This window comes from Salinivibrio sp. VYel1 (genome assembly GCF_009377945.1).
GTDB lineage: Bacteria > Pseudomonadota > Gammaproteobacteria > Enterobacterales > Vibrionaceae > Salinivibrio > Salinivibrio siamensis.
The window spans coordinates 159,100-176,396 of record NZ_RSAM01000009.1 but is presented as its reverse complement, the minus strand read 5'-3'; the positions used below and the strand labels follow the sequence as shown (position 1 = coordinate 176,396).

Annotated in this window: 12 protein-coding genes and 1 pseudogene; 4 read left to right on the top strand and 9 right to left on the bottom strand. The window is 51.7% G+C overall.

Annotated features, from left to right (window positions below):
- The 4 genes from EHW58_RS10520 to fabB form a co-directional block, all read right to left on the bottom strand.
- On the bottom strand, window positions 1–3,094 hold a 3,094-nt coding region (locus tag EHW58_RS10520), incomplete at its 3' end, for a FimV/HubP family polar landmark protein (protein WP_152796292.1).
- Between the two features lie 283 nt (window positions 3,095–3,377).
- Window positions 3,378–4,391 carry an aspartate-semialdehyde dehydrogenase gene (locus tag EHW58_RS10515; protein WP_046074897.1) on the bottom strand — a complete coding sequence of 338 codons (1,014 nt, stop codon included), beginning with the start codon at window positions 4,389–4,391 and terminating at the stop codon, window positions 3,378–3,380.
- Window positions 4,388–5,542, bottom strand: a complete 1,155-nt coding sequence (locus tag EHW58_RS10510) for a 4-phosphoerythronate dehydrogenase (RefSeq protein ID WP_077668780.1) — start codon at window positions 5,540–5,542, stop codon at window positions 4,388–4,390. Before EHW58_RS10510 ends, EHW58_RS10515 begins: the two co-directional genes overlap by 4 nt.
- A gap of 253 nt (window positions 5,543–5,795) precedes the next feature.
- The gene (gene fabB, locus EHW58_RS10505) at window positions 5,796–7,010 is read right to left on the bottom strand and encodes a beta-ketoacyl-ACP synthase I (RefSeq protein WP_152796290.1); all 1,215 of its coding nucleotides are present in this window, start codon (window positions 7,008–7,010) and stop codon (window positions 5,796–5,798) included.
- Window positions 7,011–7,128: 118 nt separating this feature from the next.
- Between fabB and mnmC the strand changes: the two genes are divergently transcribed.
- A complete protein-coding gene (mnmC, locus tag EHW58_RS10500) occupies window positions 7,129–9,129 on the top strand; it encodes a bifunctional tRNA (5-methylaminomethyl-2-thiouridine)(34)-methyltransferase MnmD/FAD-dependent 5-carboxymethylaminomethyl-2-thiouridine(34) oxidoreductase MnmC (RefSeq protein WP_172970033.1) in 2,001 nt (666 codons plus the stop codon).
- Window positions 9,130–9,235: 106 nt separating this feature from the next.
- Here the strand turns inward: mnmC and EHW58_RS15850 are convergent, their stop codons facing one another.
- The gene (locus tag EHW58_RS15850) at window positions 9,236–9,514 is read right to left on the bottom strand and encodes a YfcL family protein (RefSeq protein ID WP_077484690.1); all 279 of its coding nucleotides are present in this window, start codon (window positions 9,512–9,514) and stop codon (window positions 9,236–9,238) included.
- 27 nt (window positions 9,515–9,541) lie between these two features.
- Window positions 9,542–10,075: pseudogene (locus EHW58_RS15845) on the bottom strand (elongation factor P hydroxylase); the annotation flags it as partial.
- A gap of 201 nt (window positions 10,076–10,276) precedes the next feature.
- Between EHW58_RS15845 and EHW58_RS10490 the strand changes: the two are divergent.
- Window positions 10,277–10,900 (top strand): trimeric intracellular cation channel family protein, encoded by a 624-nt coding sequence (locus EHW58_RS10490; protein WP_046074903.1) that lies wholly within the window; start codon window positions 10,277–10,279, stop codon window positions 10,898–10,900.
- A 57-nt stretch (window positions 10,901–10,957) separates the two neighbouring features.
- Here the strand turns inward: EHW58_RS10490 and aroC are convergent, their stop codons facing one another.
- Window positions 10,958–12,031 (bottom strand): chorismate synthase, encoded by a 1,074-nt coding sequence (gene aroC / locus EHW58_RS10485; protein WP_046074904.1) that lies wholly within the window; start codon window positions 12,029–12,031, stop codon window positions 10,958–10,960.
- 176 nt (window positions 12,032–12,207) lie between these two features.
- Window positions 12,208–13,140 carry a 50S ribosomal protein L3 N(5)-glutamine methyltransferase gene (prmB, locus tag EHW58_RS10480; protein ID WP_077606560.1) on the bottom strand — a complete coding sequence of 311 codons (933 nt, stop codon included), beginning with the start codon at window positions 13,138–13,140 and terminating at the stop codon, window positions 12,208–12,210.
- Between the two features lie 120 nt (window positions 13,141–13,260).
- On the opposite strand from prmB, the gene smrB reads away from it, so the two are divergent.
- Window positions 13,261–13,791: an endonuclease SmrB gene (smrB, locus tag EHW58_RS10475; RefSeq protein WP_046074905.1), complete on the top strand. Its 531-nt coding sequence runs from the start codon at window positions 13,261–13,263 to the stop codon at window positions 13,789–13,791.
- 45 nt (window positions 13,792–13,836) lie between these two features.
- On the opposite strand, the gene sixA is transcribed toward smrB, so the two are convergent.
- A complete protein-coding gene (sixA, locus tag EHW58_RS10470) occupies window positions 13,837–14,328 on the bottom strand; it encodes a phosphohistidine phosphatase SixA (RefSeq protein ID WP_077578029.1) in 492 nt (163 codons plus the stop codon).
- A 142-nt stretch (window positions 14,329–14,470) separates the two neighbouring features.
- Between sixA and EHW58_RS10465 the strand changes: the two genes are divergently transcribed.
- Window positions 14,471–17,248 carry an insulinase family protein gene (locus EHW58_RS10465; protein ID WP_172970034.1) on the top strand — a complete coding sequence of 926 codons (2,778 nt, stop codon included), beginning with the start codon at window positions 14,471–14,473 and terminating at the stop codon, window positions 17,246–17,248.
- Window positions 17,249–17,297 lie beyond the last annotated feature (49 nt).

Here is a 17,297-nt window from a genome sequence, read left to right as displayed (position 1 = left end):
CCTCGTCAGCCGTTTCATCTGCCTCGCGAGTCGCCTCTGGCTCAGCTGGCTCGTCCGCTAGAGCATCGTCTTCGTTTAACTCTGCTTGCGGTTCGTCATCAGCGTCCTCGTCGGCCGTTTCATCTACCTCGCGAGTCGCCTCTGGCTTAGCCGATTCGTCCGCCGGTGCGTCGTCTTCGTTTAACTCGGCTTGCAGCTCGTCGTCAGCCGTTTCATCTGCCTCGCCGGTAGCCTCTGGCGCAGCTGGCTCGTCCGCCGGTGCATCGTCCTCATTTAACTCTGCTTGCGGCTCGTCGTCAGCGCCCTCGTCAGCCGTTTCATCTGCCTCGCGAGTCGCCTCTGGCTCAGCTGGCTCGTCCGCTAGAGCATCGTCTTCGTTTAACTCTGCTTGCGGTTCGTCATCAGCGTCCTCGTCGGCCGTTTCATCTACCTCGCGAGTCGCCTCTGGCTTAGCCGATTCGTCCGCCGGTGCGTCGTCTTCGTTTAACTCGGCTTGCAGCTCGTCGTCAGCCGTTTCATCTGCCTCGCCGGTAGCCTCTGGCGCAGCTGGCTCGTCCGCCGGTGCATCGTCCTCATTTAACTCTGCTTGCGGCTCGTCGTCAGCGCCCTCGTCAGCCGTTTCATCTGCCTCGATAGTCGCTTCTGGCTCAGCTGGCTCGTCCGCTGGAGCGTCGTCTTCACTTAACTCGTCTTGTGGTTCGTCGTCAGCGTCATCGTCAGCCGTTTCATCTTCCTCGCGAGTCGCTTCTGGCACGGCCGATTCGTCCGCCGGTGCATCGTCGCCCTCATTTAACTCGGCTTGCGGCTCGTCGTCAGCGTCCTCGTCGGCCGTTTCATCTTCCTCGCCGCTAACTTCTGGCGTGCCCGATTCGTCCGCCGGTGCGTCGTCTTCGTTTAACTCGGCTTGCGGTTCGTCGTCAGCGTCCTCGTCAGCCGTTTCATCTGCCTCGCTAGTCGCTTCTGGTGCAGCTGGCTCGTCCGCCGGTGCGTCATCTTCATTTAACTCAGCTTGCGGCTCGTCGTCTTGCTCGACGCGCGTCTCTGAGCCTTGATCACTTGTAGGTGTTTCTTCTGATTGCTCATCCGACGTGTAAAGAAGTTGCTCGAGCTCCGCTTCGTTCGGATCACTGTCATCTTCTTCTCCCCACAGTGCCGGATCGTCCTCATCAGCGAGTGGGTCTGGTTCATCGTCATCCCCCAACACTTCTTCTAGTAAAGCGTCAGAATCTTCTAGATGAGGATCATCATCTTTGTCTAAGACTTCATCCAGTAATGCATCACTACTTTCATCGAATTCGTCCTCAGTATCATCCCCTTCATTTAGCCAGCTGTCCTCGTCTTCTTCATCACCGACAAGTTCATCAAGCAACTCTGTCGTGTTATCGAGAGAAACGGCATCGTCATCGTTATCATCATCTGATAAGTCAATATCTTGGCTTAAATCCAGCTCAGGCTCATCGTCCAGCACCGAGTCAAACAAGGCGTCATTAGGCGCTTGCTCGTCATTGTTTTCGCTCTCTCGTGAAGCCTGTTCTTTGGTCTCGGTATTTTCGTCCTCAGGTTCATCAGCAGCGGAGACCTCATCGGCAGTCGTGTCTTCACCCGTTTCGCCTGCCAACAAGGCATCGATATCGTCGACATCACTGTCATTGCCTTCTTCGAGCGCTTTGGCCCACTCTGCGGCAAGTGCTTCATCAGCACTCATTTCCTCTTCAGGTTGCTCTGCCTCGCCCGTTTCTAATTCGCTGTCATCGTCGGATGATGTGTCATCGGCGGCGCTTTCCGTATCAGCCGGCGGCGCATCTGCCAACTCATCCAATGCGCGCTCCATGTCTTCAAGACCGATAGCATCATCGCTGGTGGGCGCGACACTCGATTCATTGCCAGCCATGTCATCGAGTTCGTCATCAAGATCCAGATCGTCCAGGTCGGTATCATCGCCAAACGCGACATCCTCGTATCCCTTACCGTCATCGGTGATCTCTAGCTCATCGTCATCTTGCGGATCGTCAACATCGCTTTCATCGTCATCCGGATCGGGCACCATGACCACAGGCATATCGTCCATATCATCATGATCCAGCGCCGCAGGCTCTTCCGCGTCTTCCTCTTGCTTTCTACGACGTGCGAGGAAGAAGAATATCGCGCCTGCAATCAAGGCCCCAGGAATGATGGCCAACATGGCAAGCAATAATGGGCTATCAAGTAAAGACTCAACCGCGGATGGGGGTTGGGTATCCTTTGCCACCTGTTGCTGACGCTGGGTTTCTAAAAATGCTCGGATCTCTTTATTAAGCTCGGCATCACCACTTACCTGTTCTTTTAACGCGCTCAACTCGTGCTGCACTTCAGACAGACGGACCTTGAGCACATGATTGCTCTCAACCAGGCGAGTCATCTCTTGATCAGAGGCTTGCAGCTGAGACTGTAGGTTTTGTACCACTTGTGGCTCTGGGGCGCTCGCTGTCGAGCTCTCACCACTAGGTTGGGCGTCTGACGCGTCTTCGCTATTTGGTGCTGGTTGGGTCTGCGCAGCTTGGTTATTATCGGCTTGTGCTGACTGTGGTTGTGGGCTCGGTTGCTCAACCTGTTCGCTCAGGGGCGTGGTATTTTGGGCTTGCTTACGCGCTTCATCAATTTCAAGCCGATTGATCACGTCCTGGGTGCTTTCTCGCTCAATTTGCGTCAGCGTCGGCATCACTAAGGTGCTACCCGGCTGCAAGCTATGAATATTGTTGTTGGTGAATGCGTCGGTATTAAGACGAAAAATCGCACCGAGCGTCTGATACACACTTACTTGCGTATTAGGACGCATTTGAGTCGCAATCGACCACAAGGTTTCGTTGGCCCCAGTTGGGCCATATTGTTGTGCCGATGCAACCGCTGGCGTCGGTTGGGGCGAGGCGGTTTCGGCCGCCATTTCATCTTGCGGACCAAGAATGCGTATTGCCGCTTCGACCGGCAACGTTGAAACACTGACAAGCGCAACCGCCAATACCCCTGCGACGGCAATGAGATGCCGCTTAACGCGATGCGGGGTTTTGGTCAATCGAGTTTGAGAAGAAGACTGTTCACTTTGCTGTGCGTTGGACACACCCGCACTCCCTTATGGCAAAAATGGCCTCACTAAATATCTAACTATATCGGAAGCCATGCTAAAAACTGTAGTTTGGTGATATAAAAGTGTGTTGCGCGATCAAACTGTGGGCGCTCTGCCTCAGTTTTGACTCGATGATAGCATCGTCACACGTCGCGTATCGTCCATCGTTGCAAATTTAATGCCTAAAAAAATACCCCATCAACGGATGGGGTATCAATCAACCTAGTGTGGTGATGGGCGGGCTATCACGCTCTTTTACGGATCATAGGCTTGTTGATTAAAGGTAATCGCGAACCAGTACTTCAGCAATTTGCACTGAGTTCGTCGCTGCGCCTTTACGCACATTGTCTGCCACCACCCAGAGGTTAAGTCCATTGGGGTGGCTGATATCATTGCGAATACGCCCGACGAGCACTTTATCTGAGCCAGTGCCTTCTTTCACCTGTGTAGGATAGTCTTCCCCTTCAAAGACCTCGATATGTTCATGCTGACTCAAGATCGCCACCGCTTCCGTCGCGTCAATCGGTTGACGGCACTCAAGGTGCACAGCTTCAGCATGACCGTAAAACACGGGCACTCTCACACAAGTAGGGTTAACCCCTATCATCTCATCGGCAAGAATTTTCTGAGTTTCCCACACCATTTTCATTTCTTCTTTGGTGTAGCCATTTTCCATAAACTGATCAATCTGGGGCAAACAATTAAAAGCAATTTGCTTGCTGTATAACGCAGGCTCCGCATCTTGGCTGTTAAGCAATTTAACCGTCTGTCCGGCAAGCTCATCGACGCCTGCTTTCCCTGACCCAGAAACCGATTGGTAGGTAGACACATTTAAGCGTTCGATACCGACGGCATCGTAAATAGGTTTTAATGCCACCAGCATCTGAATCGTCGAGCAATTTGGGTTAGCAATAATATTACGGTTACGAAAGTCACCAATCGCGGCGGCGTTCACCTCAGGCACCACCAAGGGTACGTCGAAGTCATAGCGGAACTGCGACGTGTTATCGATAACGACGACGCCCGCATCTGCTGCAATCGGCGCCCAGTGCGCAGAAGCCTGTGCGCCCGCCGAGAACAAGCCAAGCTGAACCTGTGTCCAATCAAACTTGTCGACATTTTGCACACGCAAGCTCTCACCTTTGAAGCTAATGGTTTCACCTGCACTTCGCTCACTGGCGAGGAGGTGTAGCGTGCCAATGGGAAAATCGCGCTCTTCTAAAATCTCGATCATGGTGCGCCCTACCGCACCGGTTGCGCCCAAAATGGCAACGTCAAATGCTTGTGTCATGCATGCTCCTCAATACTAAAGCCCAGCTTAGCCAGCGACTGTAACCCGAAATCAGCCTGTCCGGCTACCGTGATCGCACTGTACTCGCGTCGATCCCAGTAATTTTTTCGCAATTGGTCAAAGGCTGTACGCTGAGCCTGTTTGTCATCACCTGCGGTATGCATGGCACGACGAAAATCACTGTCATCTCGGCGAATATCGTAGACCAATTGGGTCAGTGCCATCAGATCGCTTTGTTGCCACGGCTGTGCCAAGGCAACCTGTGGAATCGGCGCCGTGGGCAGCAGCTCACTGGCATGCACACGATGAGGCAAGTCAAGGTGTTCACACAGTGCGTTAAAGACCATGGTGGTACCACGGGCTTTTCCTTCCAGACCATAGCCTGCAATATGAGGTGTGGCAAACGTGAGCTGGTCCATAAGGGCAAGGTCGACCTCAGGCTCATGTTCATAAACATCCAACACCGCATCAATGTCGCCTCGTGCTAACCGCGCTTTAAGTGCATGGTTGTCAACAATCGGGCCACGCGCAGCATTTATCAAAATGCTGCCTGACGCAAGCGCCTCTAACCGAGCTTGATTCATGAGGTGGTAAGTGGGGTGCTCACCAGTCGTGGTCAAAGGTGTATGGAAAGTGACCACGTCCGATTTTGCGATCAGAGTATCAATGTCCACCATGTCAGCAAGGTTCTCTCGAGCCTGACGAGGTGGGTCGCAAAGCAAAGTTGTAATCCCAAGAGCCGCAAGCCGCGCAGCCAAGTAGTCTCCCACATGACCCACGCCAACAATACCGACTGTGCGGTCGGTCAATTTAAAGCCTTGCTGTTGTGCCAATACCAATAAAGCACTGATCACATATTCCGCGACACCAACCTTATTACAACCTGGCGCTGCCGTGCCATGGATGCCTTGTGCGTGCAAGGCGTTAAAATCAAGATGATCTTCACCAGCAGTGGCTGAACCGACAAAACGAAGACGGGTGGCACCGTCAATCAGCGCATGGTTCACTTGCGTGACGCTTCTCACCATTAATGCATCAGCATCGATTAAATCCGCGGCACGGATTGCGCGCCCGGGTAATGCAACCACCTCACCCAATTGACTAAACAAGGTTTGGGCATAAGGCATGTTTTCGTCTACGACAATTTTCACGTTCAACGTCCTATGTGAGTCGGTGCATCGCTTATCGGATGCTAAATGCGAGAAGGTTATTGTATCTGTCTCACGGTAAGAAAACACCCTTCAGCTGAGCGGGTTACCCCGCTTACCGGGTGGCCTCAGACATAAAAAAACCCGGCCGAAGCCGGGTAAATCCAGGACCTGAAAAGACCATTAACGGCTCTCAACGATAATGATCCGTGTCTGATGGCAGAGTCTCTCTGCAAACCTGGAAACAGGCGCGGGATCAGCTGCGATACTTTTCAATCACCAAGGTGGCGTTGGTACCGCCGAACCCAAAGCTGTTCGACATCACGCGCGTCAGTGCTTGCTCTCGCGGTTGGGTCACAATATCTAACCCTTCAGCCGCGGGATCCAAGTTCTCCACATTGATACTTGGCGCGACAAAGCCTTGTTCAAGCATCAAGGTTGAATAGATGGCTTCGTGCACACCAGCAGCACCGAGCGCGTGACCTGTCATTGACTTAGTCGCAGAAATGGCTGGGCTCTTACCGCCAAACACTTCTTGAATTGCGCCTAGCTCTTTCACATCACCCACAGGCGTTGATGTACCATGCGTATTGATGTAATCAACCTCGCCATCCACATCTTGCATCGCCATATTCATACAGCGCACAGCGCCTTCACCCGACGGTGCCACCATGTCATACCCGTCAGACGTTGCACCGTACCCGACAATTTCACCGTAGATGGTCGCACCACGCGCCAACGCATGCTCCAGCTCTTCCACGACCAGCATGCCGCCGCCACCTGAAATGACGAAACCGTCCCGGTCCGCGTCATAGGTGCGTGATGCCTTTTGCGGATCATCATTGTATTTGGTTGAAAGGGCTCCCATCGCGTCAAACATCATGGTAAGCGACCAATCCAGCTCTTCACCGCCACCGGCAAACACCACATCTTGTTTACCCAGTTGAATCAGCTCTAGGGCATGGCCGATACAATGTGCCGAAGTCGCACATGCAGAGCTCATGGTGTAGTTCACCCCTTTGATTTGGAACGGAGTCGCCAAACACGCTGAAACAGTTGATGACATGGTGCGCGGCACCATGTAAGGGCCAACACGTTTAACCCCTTTCTCGCGCAATGTATCAACGGCGGTAACTTGGTTAACGGATGACGCGCCCCCCGACCCGGCAACTAAACCAGTTCGTGGGTTAGAAACCTGCTCAGGGGCTAAGCCCGAGTCTTCGATTGCCTGTTCCATCGCTAGGTAGGCAAAACCCGCCGCGTCACCCATAAAGCGCATTCTTTTGCGATCAATATGGTCGGCGGGGTTGAGTTTGAGATCACCCCAAACATTGCTGCGCAGCTTCATATCTGCAAACTGCTGAGAAAAGTTAATGCCAGATTTTCCCGCTTTGAGCGACTCCAGCACTTCTTTGACGTTGTTACCAATACTGGAAACAATCCCCATGCCTGTAATGACAGCTCGTTTCATGATTCTTTCCTAGACGTTAATTTCGCAGTGGATGATAGCGTTTTTAAAGCTGATAAGTGGTCAGCTTTCCTTAGAGCCAGTACAATTTGCTTTTTCCTTTCCTGTGTAAGAGGCATTTGTGAGCACTCCCTCGATCGACCACGCAAAAATCAGCTGGAATGATACGGGCACCCCCGTCGCGGAACAGTTTGATGACGTCTACTTTTCCAATCACGACGGTTTGGCCGAGACCCGCTATGTGTTCATCGAACAAAACCAACTTCCCGCACGTTGGCAAACCGCCACATCATCCCGGTTTGTGATTGCGGAAACCGGCTTTGGCACTGGGCTCAACTTTCTGGCTACTTGGGCAGCATTCGAGCAGTTCCGTCAAACCCATCCAAATGCACCTGTGACCCAGCTTCACTTTATCAGTTTTGAGAAGTACCCCCTGACAGTAGAGGATCTCGCCCGTGCACATCAAGCTTGGCCAGAGCTGGCAAGCTATGCTGAGCAATTACGTGCCTATTACCCCGTCCCGCTCGCGGGTTGTCAACGTGTCGTCTTGGCTCAAGGTCAGATTACACTCGATTTGTGGTTTGGTGATATTAAAGATTGGTTACCACAAGTGCCAACGGGCCCTGGAGGGATCGTGGATGCTTGGTATTTAGACGGCTTTGCCCCAAGCAAAAACCCAGAGATGTGGAATCAAGCCTTGTTTAATGGCATGGCACGACTTGCGCGCGAGCAATGTACCTGTGCCACCTTCACAGCGGCGGGATTTGTGCGCCGTGGCCTTATCGAGGCCGGTTTTGAGATGAAAAAAGTAAAAGGCTTCGGCTTCAAACGCGACATGTTGTCAGGCACATTGCCTGCTCGCCAAGCCGCTGCAAGCTACTCACCTTGGTATGCACGCTCACCTGCCTCAACAGCGGACGACATCGCCATTATTGGCGGCGGCATTGCCAGTGCCGCCTTAATCACCGCATTGCTTCAACGGGGTAAGCAAGTCACGCTGTATTGCCAAGACCCGCGCCCTGCGGCTGGCGCATCTGGGAACCATCAAGGCGCCATTTATCCGCTTTTAAATGGCAATAACGATAATTTAAGCCAGTTTTTTGCCCCCGCCTTTTTGTTTTCTCGCCAATTTATCGATCAGCAACGCACGCGAGGTATCCCATTTGAACACGACTGGTGTGGCGTCACGCAACTCGGCTACGACGAAAAAAGTGCCGCTAAGCTCGCTAAGATGGTCGATGGTGCCTTTCCTGAAGCATTGGTCACACCGTTAAATGTCGATGGCGTGAGCGAGAAAGTCGGTTTAGAAACCGGACATGCCGGCGTGTTTTATCCGCTTGGCGGCTGGATGAGCCCGCAACAGTTTACCGCGGGCGTGATTGATGCAGCGATAGCCAGCGGGCAGCTTGATGCTTATTTTGGTTGTCATGTGAATGCGCTGACGCAATCGGACAATGGTTGGACACTCGATACCAGCATGGGTGAGGTTTGTCATCAAAATGTGGTGATCGCCAATGGCCACCAAGCAGATAGCTTCAGCCAAACACAGCCTATTCCGGTTTACCCCGTGCGCGGTCAAGTCAGCCATGTGCCCACCAATACCGAACTCAGTAAGCTCAACACTGTATTGTGTTTCGAAGGCTATTTAACACCGGCTAATCAGGGGGAGGAACATTGTCTAGGCGCCAGCTATCGTCGCAATAATGCTGACTTAGCGTTCCAAGCTGCCGATCAGCTAGAAAATCAACAACGCTTAACCGATTGTATCGACACTGAGTGGGCGCGCGCGGTGCCACTGGCGGAAAAAGGACGCGTTGGGGTGCGCTGCGCCAGTCGCGACCATTTACCCTTTGTGGGCAACGTGTGTGATTATGACGCCTTGGTTTCCACCTACCAAACCTTGCAAAAAGACAAAGAAAAGGCGGACGCCGTTCCCGTTTACCCAGGATTATTTTGCTTACTGGGGCTCGGCTCTCGCGGCCTCACCTCAGCGCCATTGGCGGCAGAAGTGCTAGCAGCACAGCTGTGTGACGAGCCTTTACCTTTACCTCAGTCGGTCCTAGACACTCTGCATCCAGGGCGAATGTGGGTTCGTAAGCTGCTAAAAGGTAAAGCACTGTAGCCCCCTCGGATAAGGTCAAAAAAAAAGCCATCGTCGAGGCGATGGCTTTCTTTTTCCAAGACGTATCGTTTGTGATACCGCTTAATGTTCGATTTAAAACAGCACGTTACGCGTCTTTTTCCACTTGCTGCTGCAATAGATCCCACAGCGCTCCGACGAGACGTTGGTCGCCGGGTGACAGCTCACTGGCATTGTCATTGAGACTGGCATCGACGCGCGCTTTCAATGCTGACACCTCATCAACGCCTTCCAACTCACAGTCCGCTGCCGCTAAAGAAACGTGGCCACGTAAATAGCCACTGGCAAACAATTCATCGTCTGAGGCGGTTTCTACCATCTCATCGATTAACGCTAGAATGCGTGCTTCGTAGTCTTGAACTTTCATCTTTTTAACCTTGGCTTGGCTTGGCAACGTAAAGGTATCTGGCGTCAACGGTGCAACACCATAAAAGTCTCGCAAGGTATCAGAAAACTGCTTGGCGCGCACGGGCAAAGCGGCGCTTGTCGATGCATCCGAGACATATTGTACGACTTGTTGCCGAACTTTATCAGTAAACGCGTGGCGATCGGGCTCAACACCACTTAAATTGTCGCAGCTCACTTGAAAGCGAAACCCACAGCTTGCAGAGAGGATCCATTCAATCGCTTGCGGCTTCACTTCGACCGCCTCGAAGGCCGCTTGCGTGTCAGCGTCACGGCCATCCGGATGATACCAATAGCCATAGTCTTCCCATTGACGGCGCTGCACACCGGCAATGGTCCAGTGTGCAATTTCGTGTAAGGCAGAGGCAAAAAATCCGCGGGCAAAGATCACGCGGTGATGCGGGTGCGCCGCATCCGCAGGTAAGTAAATAGGTTCATCCCCGCCACGCACCAGCTCAGTATTGAAAGAGGCAAGAAAGGATTGGTTAAAAAGTTGGATCAAGTCGTGATAATCGTGGGTCATACTGCTCTTTAATAAGATCAAATATCAATAAGAAAACAAAAACACGCTCTTAGCGATAAAAAGCCGCACATACCTCGGCTAAACCTTTCAATATACACATTCTTTTTAATGTGTTTTTTACTACAAATTTGATTGTGAAAGGCAAATAAGGCCACTACAATGCGCGTCAATTTCTAATCTCAATGTAAGGTGTCGGGTTGTATGTTGTTATTGACGCTTTATGTCATAGGCATTACCGCGGAAGCCATGACAGGCGCGCTCAGTGCCGGGCGAAAACACATGGACTGGTTTGGGGTGATGTTTGTCGCTAGTGCCACCGCTATCGGAGGCGGGACAGTCCGCGATATTCTTTTTGGCCACTACCCTCTAACCTGGGTCGCTAACCCACACTTTCTCGTGATCACCTGCCTCGCCGGCTTGATCACGCCATGGATTGCCAGTTGGGTTGCTCGCAATTATAAACTCTTTGTTACCCTAGATGCACTGGGCCTTGCCGCTTTTAGTATTATCGGTTGCCGTGTGGCGATGGATATGGGGTTACACCCGTTAATTTGCATGGTTTCATCCTTGATTACCGGTATTTTTGGTGGGCTATTGCGCGACTTGATCTGTCGTCAATCGCCTATGGTATTGCACAAAGAGCTGTATGCCTTGGTCGCCTTTGTCACCGGTGCGCTCTACTTTAGTTTGATTCGACTTGATGTCGGTGAACTGATTGCGACCGTCGCCAGTTTAGTGATTGGTTTTGGATTCCGAATGGCGGCTGTTCGCTTTAGCTGGTCGTTACCGGTTTTCCGCTTTGAAGCCCCTTCCTCTCTACACTGATAAAAAAACCGCACAACGTAGTGCGGTTTTTGTCTGTCGCGTGAGAAGAACGCGCTGTTAAGTGCTGGGGTTTTCGCCCATTTGTCCACGATGACGCAGCAAGTGGTCCATCAACACAATCGCCACCATCGCTTCAGCAATCGGCACCGCACGGATACCCACACACGGGTCATGACGACCACGCGTCACCACATCCGCGGATTCACCGTGAACATCAATACTCTTGCCCGGCACGGTAATGCTCGAGGTGGGTTTGAGCGCTAAATGTGCCACCAATGGCTGGCCTGAAGAGATCCCACCGAGAATGCCACCAGCATGGTTTGAGGCAAACCCTTCAGGGTGAATTTCATCGCGATGTTCACTGCCACGCTGCTGCACCACATCAAAACCATCACCAATTTCGACCCCTTTTACCGCATTGATCCCCATTAGCGCATGGGCAATATCTGCATCTAAGCGATCAAATACCGGCTCACCTAGGCCTACCGGCAGATTCTCCGCCACCACGGTCAGTTTGGCACCAATTGAGTCGCCGTCTTTTTTGAGCTGACGGATAAGTGCATCTAACTCCTCGAGCTTATTTGCGTCCGGGCAGAAGAAGGGGTTTTGCTCGACTTGAGCCCAATCGACCGTGTCTATGGTCACCTCTCCCATCTGCGCCAAGTAAGCACGCACTTGAATGCCATGTACTTGCGCGAGGTATTTTTTAGCCACCGCGCCTGCAGCCACGCGCATCGCCGTTTCACGCGCTGACGAGCGACCACCGCCGCGGTAGTCGCGGATGCCGTATTTATGATGGTAGGTAAAGTCCGCATGACCGGGACGAAACACATCTTTGATTTTGGAGTAGTCTTTCGAGCGCTGATCGGTGTTTTCGATCATCAACCCGATCGATGTCCCCGTGGTTTGGCCCTCAAAGACCCCAGAAAGGATTTTCACCGCATCCGGCTCACGGCGCTGTGTGGTGTATTTCGACGTGCCGGGACGACGGCGATCGAGATCATGCTGCATATCCGCTTCGCTCAGTGCTAACCCCGGCGGGCAGCCGTCAATAATCGCCCCCAACGCAACGCCGTGGCTTTCTCCAAAGGTCGTGACGCGAAATATCTGTCCTATCGTGTTGCCTGCCATGCCTTCCTCTATTTGCCTGATCGGCATTGTTGTATTTTTGCGTACTTTGTTAGCAATTAACCATAAAGCAACCAAAGACGCAAAAAAAATCCAGGCGCATGAGGCAACGCTTGTCAGTGATAGAGAATAAAAAAGCCAGCTCGAGGCTGGCTTTATATCGAAAAGATGCCTTGCCGCTAATCGCGATAAAGCGCAAATTCATCGGCACACGCAACGAGGTCATGGCGGCTGATCATAAACACGCCATGACCGCCGTTTTCAAACTCAATCCAGTGCAAAGGCAAATGACCATACTGCTCTTGCATATGCACGATCGAGTTGCCGACTTCACAGACCAATACGCCCTCTTCTGTGAGATAATCGGGGGCATTAGCAAGCATACGCCGTACTAACTTTAAGCCATCCGTGCCGGCGGCAAGCCCCAGCTCAGGTTCATGGCGAAACTCATCCGGTAAGTCGTCCATATCCTCCGCGTCAACATACGGTGGGTTGCTCACAATTAAGTCGTATTTATCGTGCGGGACATCTTTTAGTAAATCCGATCGCATCGGGATCACTTGCTCTTCCAAGCCATGATCCTGAATATTGATTTCAGCCACATCCAGCGCGTCGGTGGAAATATCCACCGCATCGATCTCTGCCTCTGGGAACGCATAAGCACACGCGATAGCGATACAACCACTGCCCGTGCATAAATCCATAATCCGGCGAGGCGGGTGAGGCAAGATGCCAGCGAATTCTTGCTGGATAAGCTCACCAATCGGTGAACGTGGAACGAGCACGCGCTCGTCGACAAAAAACTCTAAGCCACAGAAATACGCTTTGTTGGTCAGATAGGCAACCGGTGTTTTATCATTGATACGTGCAATGACACGCTCAACAATACGATGCTTTTCACTGGTGGTCAGACGCGAAAAGCGCGTTTCTGAGGGCACATCGATCGGCAAGTAGAGTGTCGGTAAGACCAGCTGTACCGCCTCATCCCACGCGTTATCGGTGCCGTGGCCATAAAACAAGCCTGCCGCATTGAAACGACTGACGGTCCAGCGCAGCATGTCTTGCAGCGTATGTAACTCGCTGACCACCTCTTCAGTAAAAATCGTATCCACATTGGCCTCCATCGGCTTCATGCAATTGGGGGTCGCCCTTTGACGCGAGGTCAGTACAATAAGCAGCATTTTGAGCTGGCTGAATGTACAATTCAGGTCATCACCTCGGGGACAGTTTTTATGAGCAAAAAACCATCGATGACGGAAGAGGACTTGGCGCTATTCCGTGATGCCGTCAAGGGCGCAAAAAAGTTGAAGCAGGATACCATAAACCCGCCACAACGCCAGACGACCAAAACGCGCAAACAACGTCAGTTTGAGCGACAGAGTAGCGATCATGCGTTTTACTTTTCCGATGAGTTCGAGCCGCTGCTCAGTGAATCGGGCCCGATGCAGTACGCCCGCCAGGATGTCTCTAAATACGAGGTCAAGCGGCTTCGCCGTGGTGTGTATGTGCCCGATATCTATCTCGATTTACACGGGATGACCCAAACAGAAGCCAAACGAGAGCTGGGGGCGATGCTCGCGGCCTGTGTGAAAGACGGTATTCGTTGCGCCAGCGTAATGCACGGGATTGGTAAACGCGTACTCAAAGACAAAATTCCACTGTGGCTAGCACAACACCCCAATGTGATGGCGTTTCACCAAGCCCCACGTGAGTTTGGTGGGGATGCCGCCTTGCTGGTGTTGATTGAAGTGCCTGAGCGCTAAAGCAACCTGTCGCTAAAGAAACAGGTCAGCATCAAGCCGCTTTATCTATTTCGGATTCAAAAGCTGTCGTGGTGACATATGCGCACTCAGCGACGCCTGGTGGGTCGTGACGTCCACTTCTATCATGGCCATGGCTGAGGTCGCAAACATTGGCGGTTGCCCCTCTTGCACCCACTCGTTAGTGAGGTATCCGACTAAGGGCAGATGAGAGACAACCAAGACCACGTCGAGCGTCTCAACCTCTATCATTGCATTGACATAATCATAGACACGATCACTTTGCCCATAAGGGGTGATCTCTTCTTCCGTGATCACCTCTTTTGCATCGGGTAATAAAGGCGCACATACCTGCCATGTCTGTTGCGCACGTAAGTAAGGGCTCACCAACACTTTATCAATCACTTTTCCATCTAATTGCTGGTTCAGCCACGTCGCCATCTGTTTACTTTGTTGTTCACCATTGGCAGTTAGCGCGCGGTCGCTATCACTGGCCGCAAATGCTTGCGCTTCGCCATGACGCATTATGATTACTTTCATCGCCTTAATACCCACATTCATATGCCAAGATTGGCTGCATGCTATCAAGATGAACCGCAAAAGACCAAATAAGTGGTTTGCGACTCTGGTCACTGGTAGTCATACTTACTACTAACTTATTTACTCTGATAGTGAGATGCTTGTGCACGTTAGCCCTAACGACCATAAACACTACCGTTATATCACGCTTCCTAACGCATTACGTGTCTTATTGGTGAATGACCCATATGCGCATCGTAGTGCCGCAGCATTGTCAGTGAATGTCGGTCACTTCCACGATCCAGACGAGCGACAAGGGCTGGCCCACTTTCTTGAGCATATGCTTTTTTTGGGGACTGAGCAGTACCCCGTCATCGGTGACTTTCAGCGCTTTATTAGCCAGCATGGTGGCCACAATAACGCGTGGACAGGCACAGAACACACTACCTTCTTTTTCGATATTCGCCCCCGCCAGTTCGCCGCGAGCTTAGATCGCTTCAGCGCATTTTTCATTTCACCGCGTTTTGATGCTGATGCCGTGGATAAAGAGCGCCAATCGGTCGACGCCGAGTATCGCATGAAGCTCAATGACGACGTGCGACGTATCTATCAAGTTCATAAAGAAACCATCAACCCCAACCATCCATTTGCCAAGTTCTCCGTTGGCAGTGTCGAGACGCTCGCGGACCGCGATGACTCCAATGTACGTGATGATCTCATCGCCTTTTACCAAGCTAACTACAGCGCCAATCTTATGACACTGGCATTGACCGGGCCACAGTCATTGGATGAGCTTGAGCGCTTCGCGAAACAATATTTTTCCGCCATTGCCAACCATCACTACCCCGAACTTGCCATCAATGCGCCCTTAGTCACCAAAAATGAGCAGCATCAATGGGTGAGCATTGAACCTTTAAAAGACGTTCGTAAGCTCACCTTGGCGTTTTCTGTCCCTGAAAGTCCCGAGCAATACCGCACTAAGCCTTTGTCTTACATTGCCCATTTATTGGGGTATGAGGGGCCAGGGAGTTTAATGTCACTATTAAAAAATAAGGGCTATATCAACACCTTGTCTGCGGGTGGTGGGATCAGCGGGCGAGATTTTCGTGAATTTACCCTCGGTTTTTCGTTGACGCCATTAGGGCTTAGCCATCTCGACGACATTATTGCCTATGTTTTTCAAGCCATTGCCCTCATTCGGCGCGATGGATTACAACCTTGGCGTTATCAAGAAAAACGACAAGTCCAAGAGCTGGCATTTCATTACCAAGACCCGCACCGACCCATTGATACCGTCAGTCATTTGGTGATGAACATGCAGCATTATGCGCCAGCCGATCTTCTGTATGGCGACTACATGATGACAGGGTTTGATCGCCACCAGATTCAAGCCATGCTACAACATATGAGCGTCGATAATCTTCGCGTGATGCTGGTTGCCAAAGGGCTAAGTTACGATCAGTGCGCCGATTGGTATCACACGCCCTACGCGGTGAAACGCTTTTCTACGCAACAAATTGCCAAATGGAAAACCGATTACATTTCACCGGCACTGACACTGCCTGACCCCAACCCTTATATTGCCGATGCCCTGCATCCACTGGCTATCGAGCAAGATGCCAGCGAGGTACCAAGCTTAATTGAAGCGCTACCTGGTTTCCGCCTTTGGCATGGCCAAGAACCCCACTTTCGCGTGCCTAAAGGCCACATCTATATCGCCATCGATAGCCCACATGCCGTGGCGACGGTGAAAAACATTGTCATGACCCGCTTAAGTGTTGAAATGTTGCTCGAAGCCCTAAATGAGCAAGCCTATCAGGCTGAAATTGCGGGAATAAATTACAATTTATACGCGCACCAAGGTGGGGTAACGCTGACACTCAGTGGCTTCAATGACAAGCAGCCGCTATTGCTCGAACTTATCTTGAAAACCTTCTCTCAGCGCAGTTTCAACCCTGAGCGCTTCGAGACCATAAAAGCGCAGCTGCAACGTAGCTGGGAAAACGCAGAAAAGAACAAGCCGCTGAGCCAATTATATAACAGCATGACCGGGCTGCTTCAGCCTAATAATCCACCGTATCACGCCCTTTTAGCGGCATTGGAAACGGTGACCCTGAGTGACTTACCTGACTTTGTCGATGCCATGCTCGCCACCTTGCATGTCGATATGTTTATGTATGGTAATTGGCACCGCCATCATGCCAAGGCCTTAGCAGAAACTGTCAAAGACAGTTTGCGCGTGAAAGGACAAGCGTATCAAGAGTCTGTGCGTCCGTTGACCTTACTTGAGGGCGTCGGTACCGTCAGTTTTGAGCGCCCTCTTGCGCATGCTGAGTCAGCGCTTCTAGTGTATTACCAAAGTTCATCGACCGACCCTCAAGCTGTGGCGACCTACACCTTGGCCAACCACCTGATGTCGGCGACTTTTTTCAACGAACTGCGCACCAAACAACAATTAGGTTATATGGTTGGTGCTAATAACTTACCGCTAAACCGCCACCCTGGACTGATTTTTTATGTGCAGTCCCCCATGGCAGGCCCCAACCAGTTAATGGCAGCGATTGACGACTTTCTCAATGCTTTTTTCATGGTGCTGTTAGAAATGACGGAGGCAAGCTGGCAAAGCAGCAAGCAAAGCTTATTGGCACAAGTGAGAGAGCCGGATAATAACCTACGAGCTCGCGCTCAACGTTACTGGATCAGTATTGGCAACAAAGACTATCAATACCAACGTCGCGAGCAGGTTGCAGAGGCGATGGCGACACTCAGTCGCGCGGATATGGTGCGGTTTGTGGTCAATACACTCAAGCCGAGAACCGCAGATAGGTTAGTCATGCACAGTTGCGGGACAGAACATCAACAAGATGCACACCTAGACGGTGCCTATCCGATTGCGGATATCGCTGCCTTCCGCGCTTTATGTCAGCGTAGTGAGGACTAATCTCCCAATCAATAGAAAGGGCAGCCACTGGCTGCCCTTTCTATCATTG

What these genes read in the sequence shown, in the direction of transcription:
- aroC (WP_046074904.1), bottom strand. Translation starts at nt 12,031, where the DNA reads ATGGCAGGCAACACGATAGGACAGATATTTCGCGTCACGACCTTTGGA.
- sixA (WP_077578029.1), bottom strand. Translation starts at nt 14,328, where the DNA reads ATGAAAGTAATCATAATGCGTCATGGCGAAGCGCAAGCATTTGCGGCC.
- fabB (WP_152796290.1), bottom strand. Translation starts at nt 7,010, where the DNA reads ATGAAACGAGCTGTCATTACAGGCATGGGGATTGTTTCCAGTATTGGT.
- EHW58_RS10490 (WP_046074903.1), top strand. Translation starts at nt 10,277, where the DNA reads ATGTTGTTATTGACGCTTTATGTCATAGGCATTACCGCGGAAGCCATG.
- EHW58_RS15850 (WP_077484690.1), bottom strand. Translation starts at nt 9,514, where the DNA reads ATGAAAGTTCAAGACTACGAAGCACGCATTCTAGCGTTAATCGATGAG.
- smrB (WP_046074905.1), top strand. Translation starts at nt 13,261, where the DNA reads ATGAGCAAAAAACCATCGATGACGGAAGAGGACTTGGCGCTATTCCGT.
- EHW58_RS10515 (WP_046074897.1), bottom strand. Translation starts at nt 4,391, where the DNA reads ATGACACAAGCATTTGACGTTGCCATTTTGGGCGCAACCGGTGCGGTA.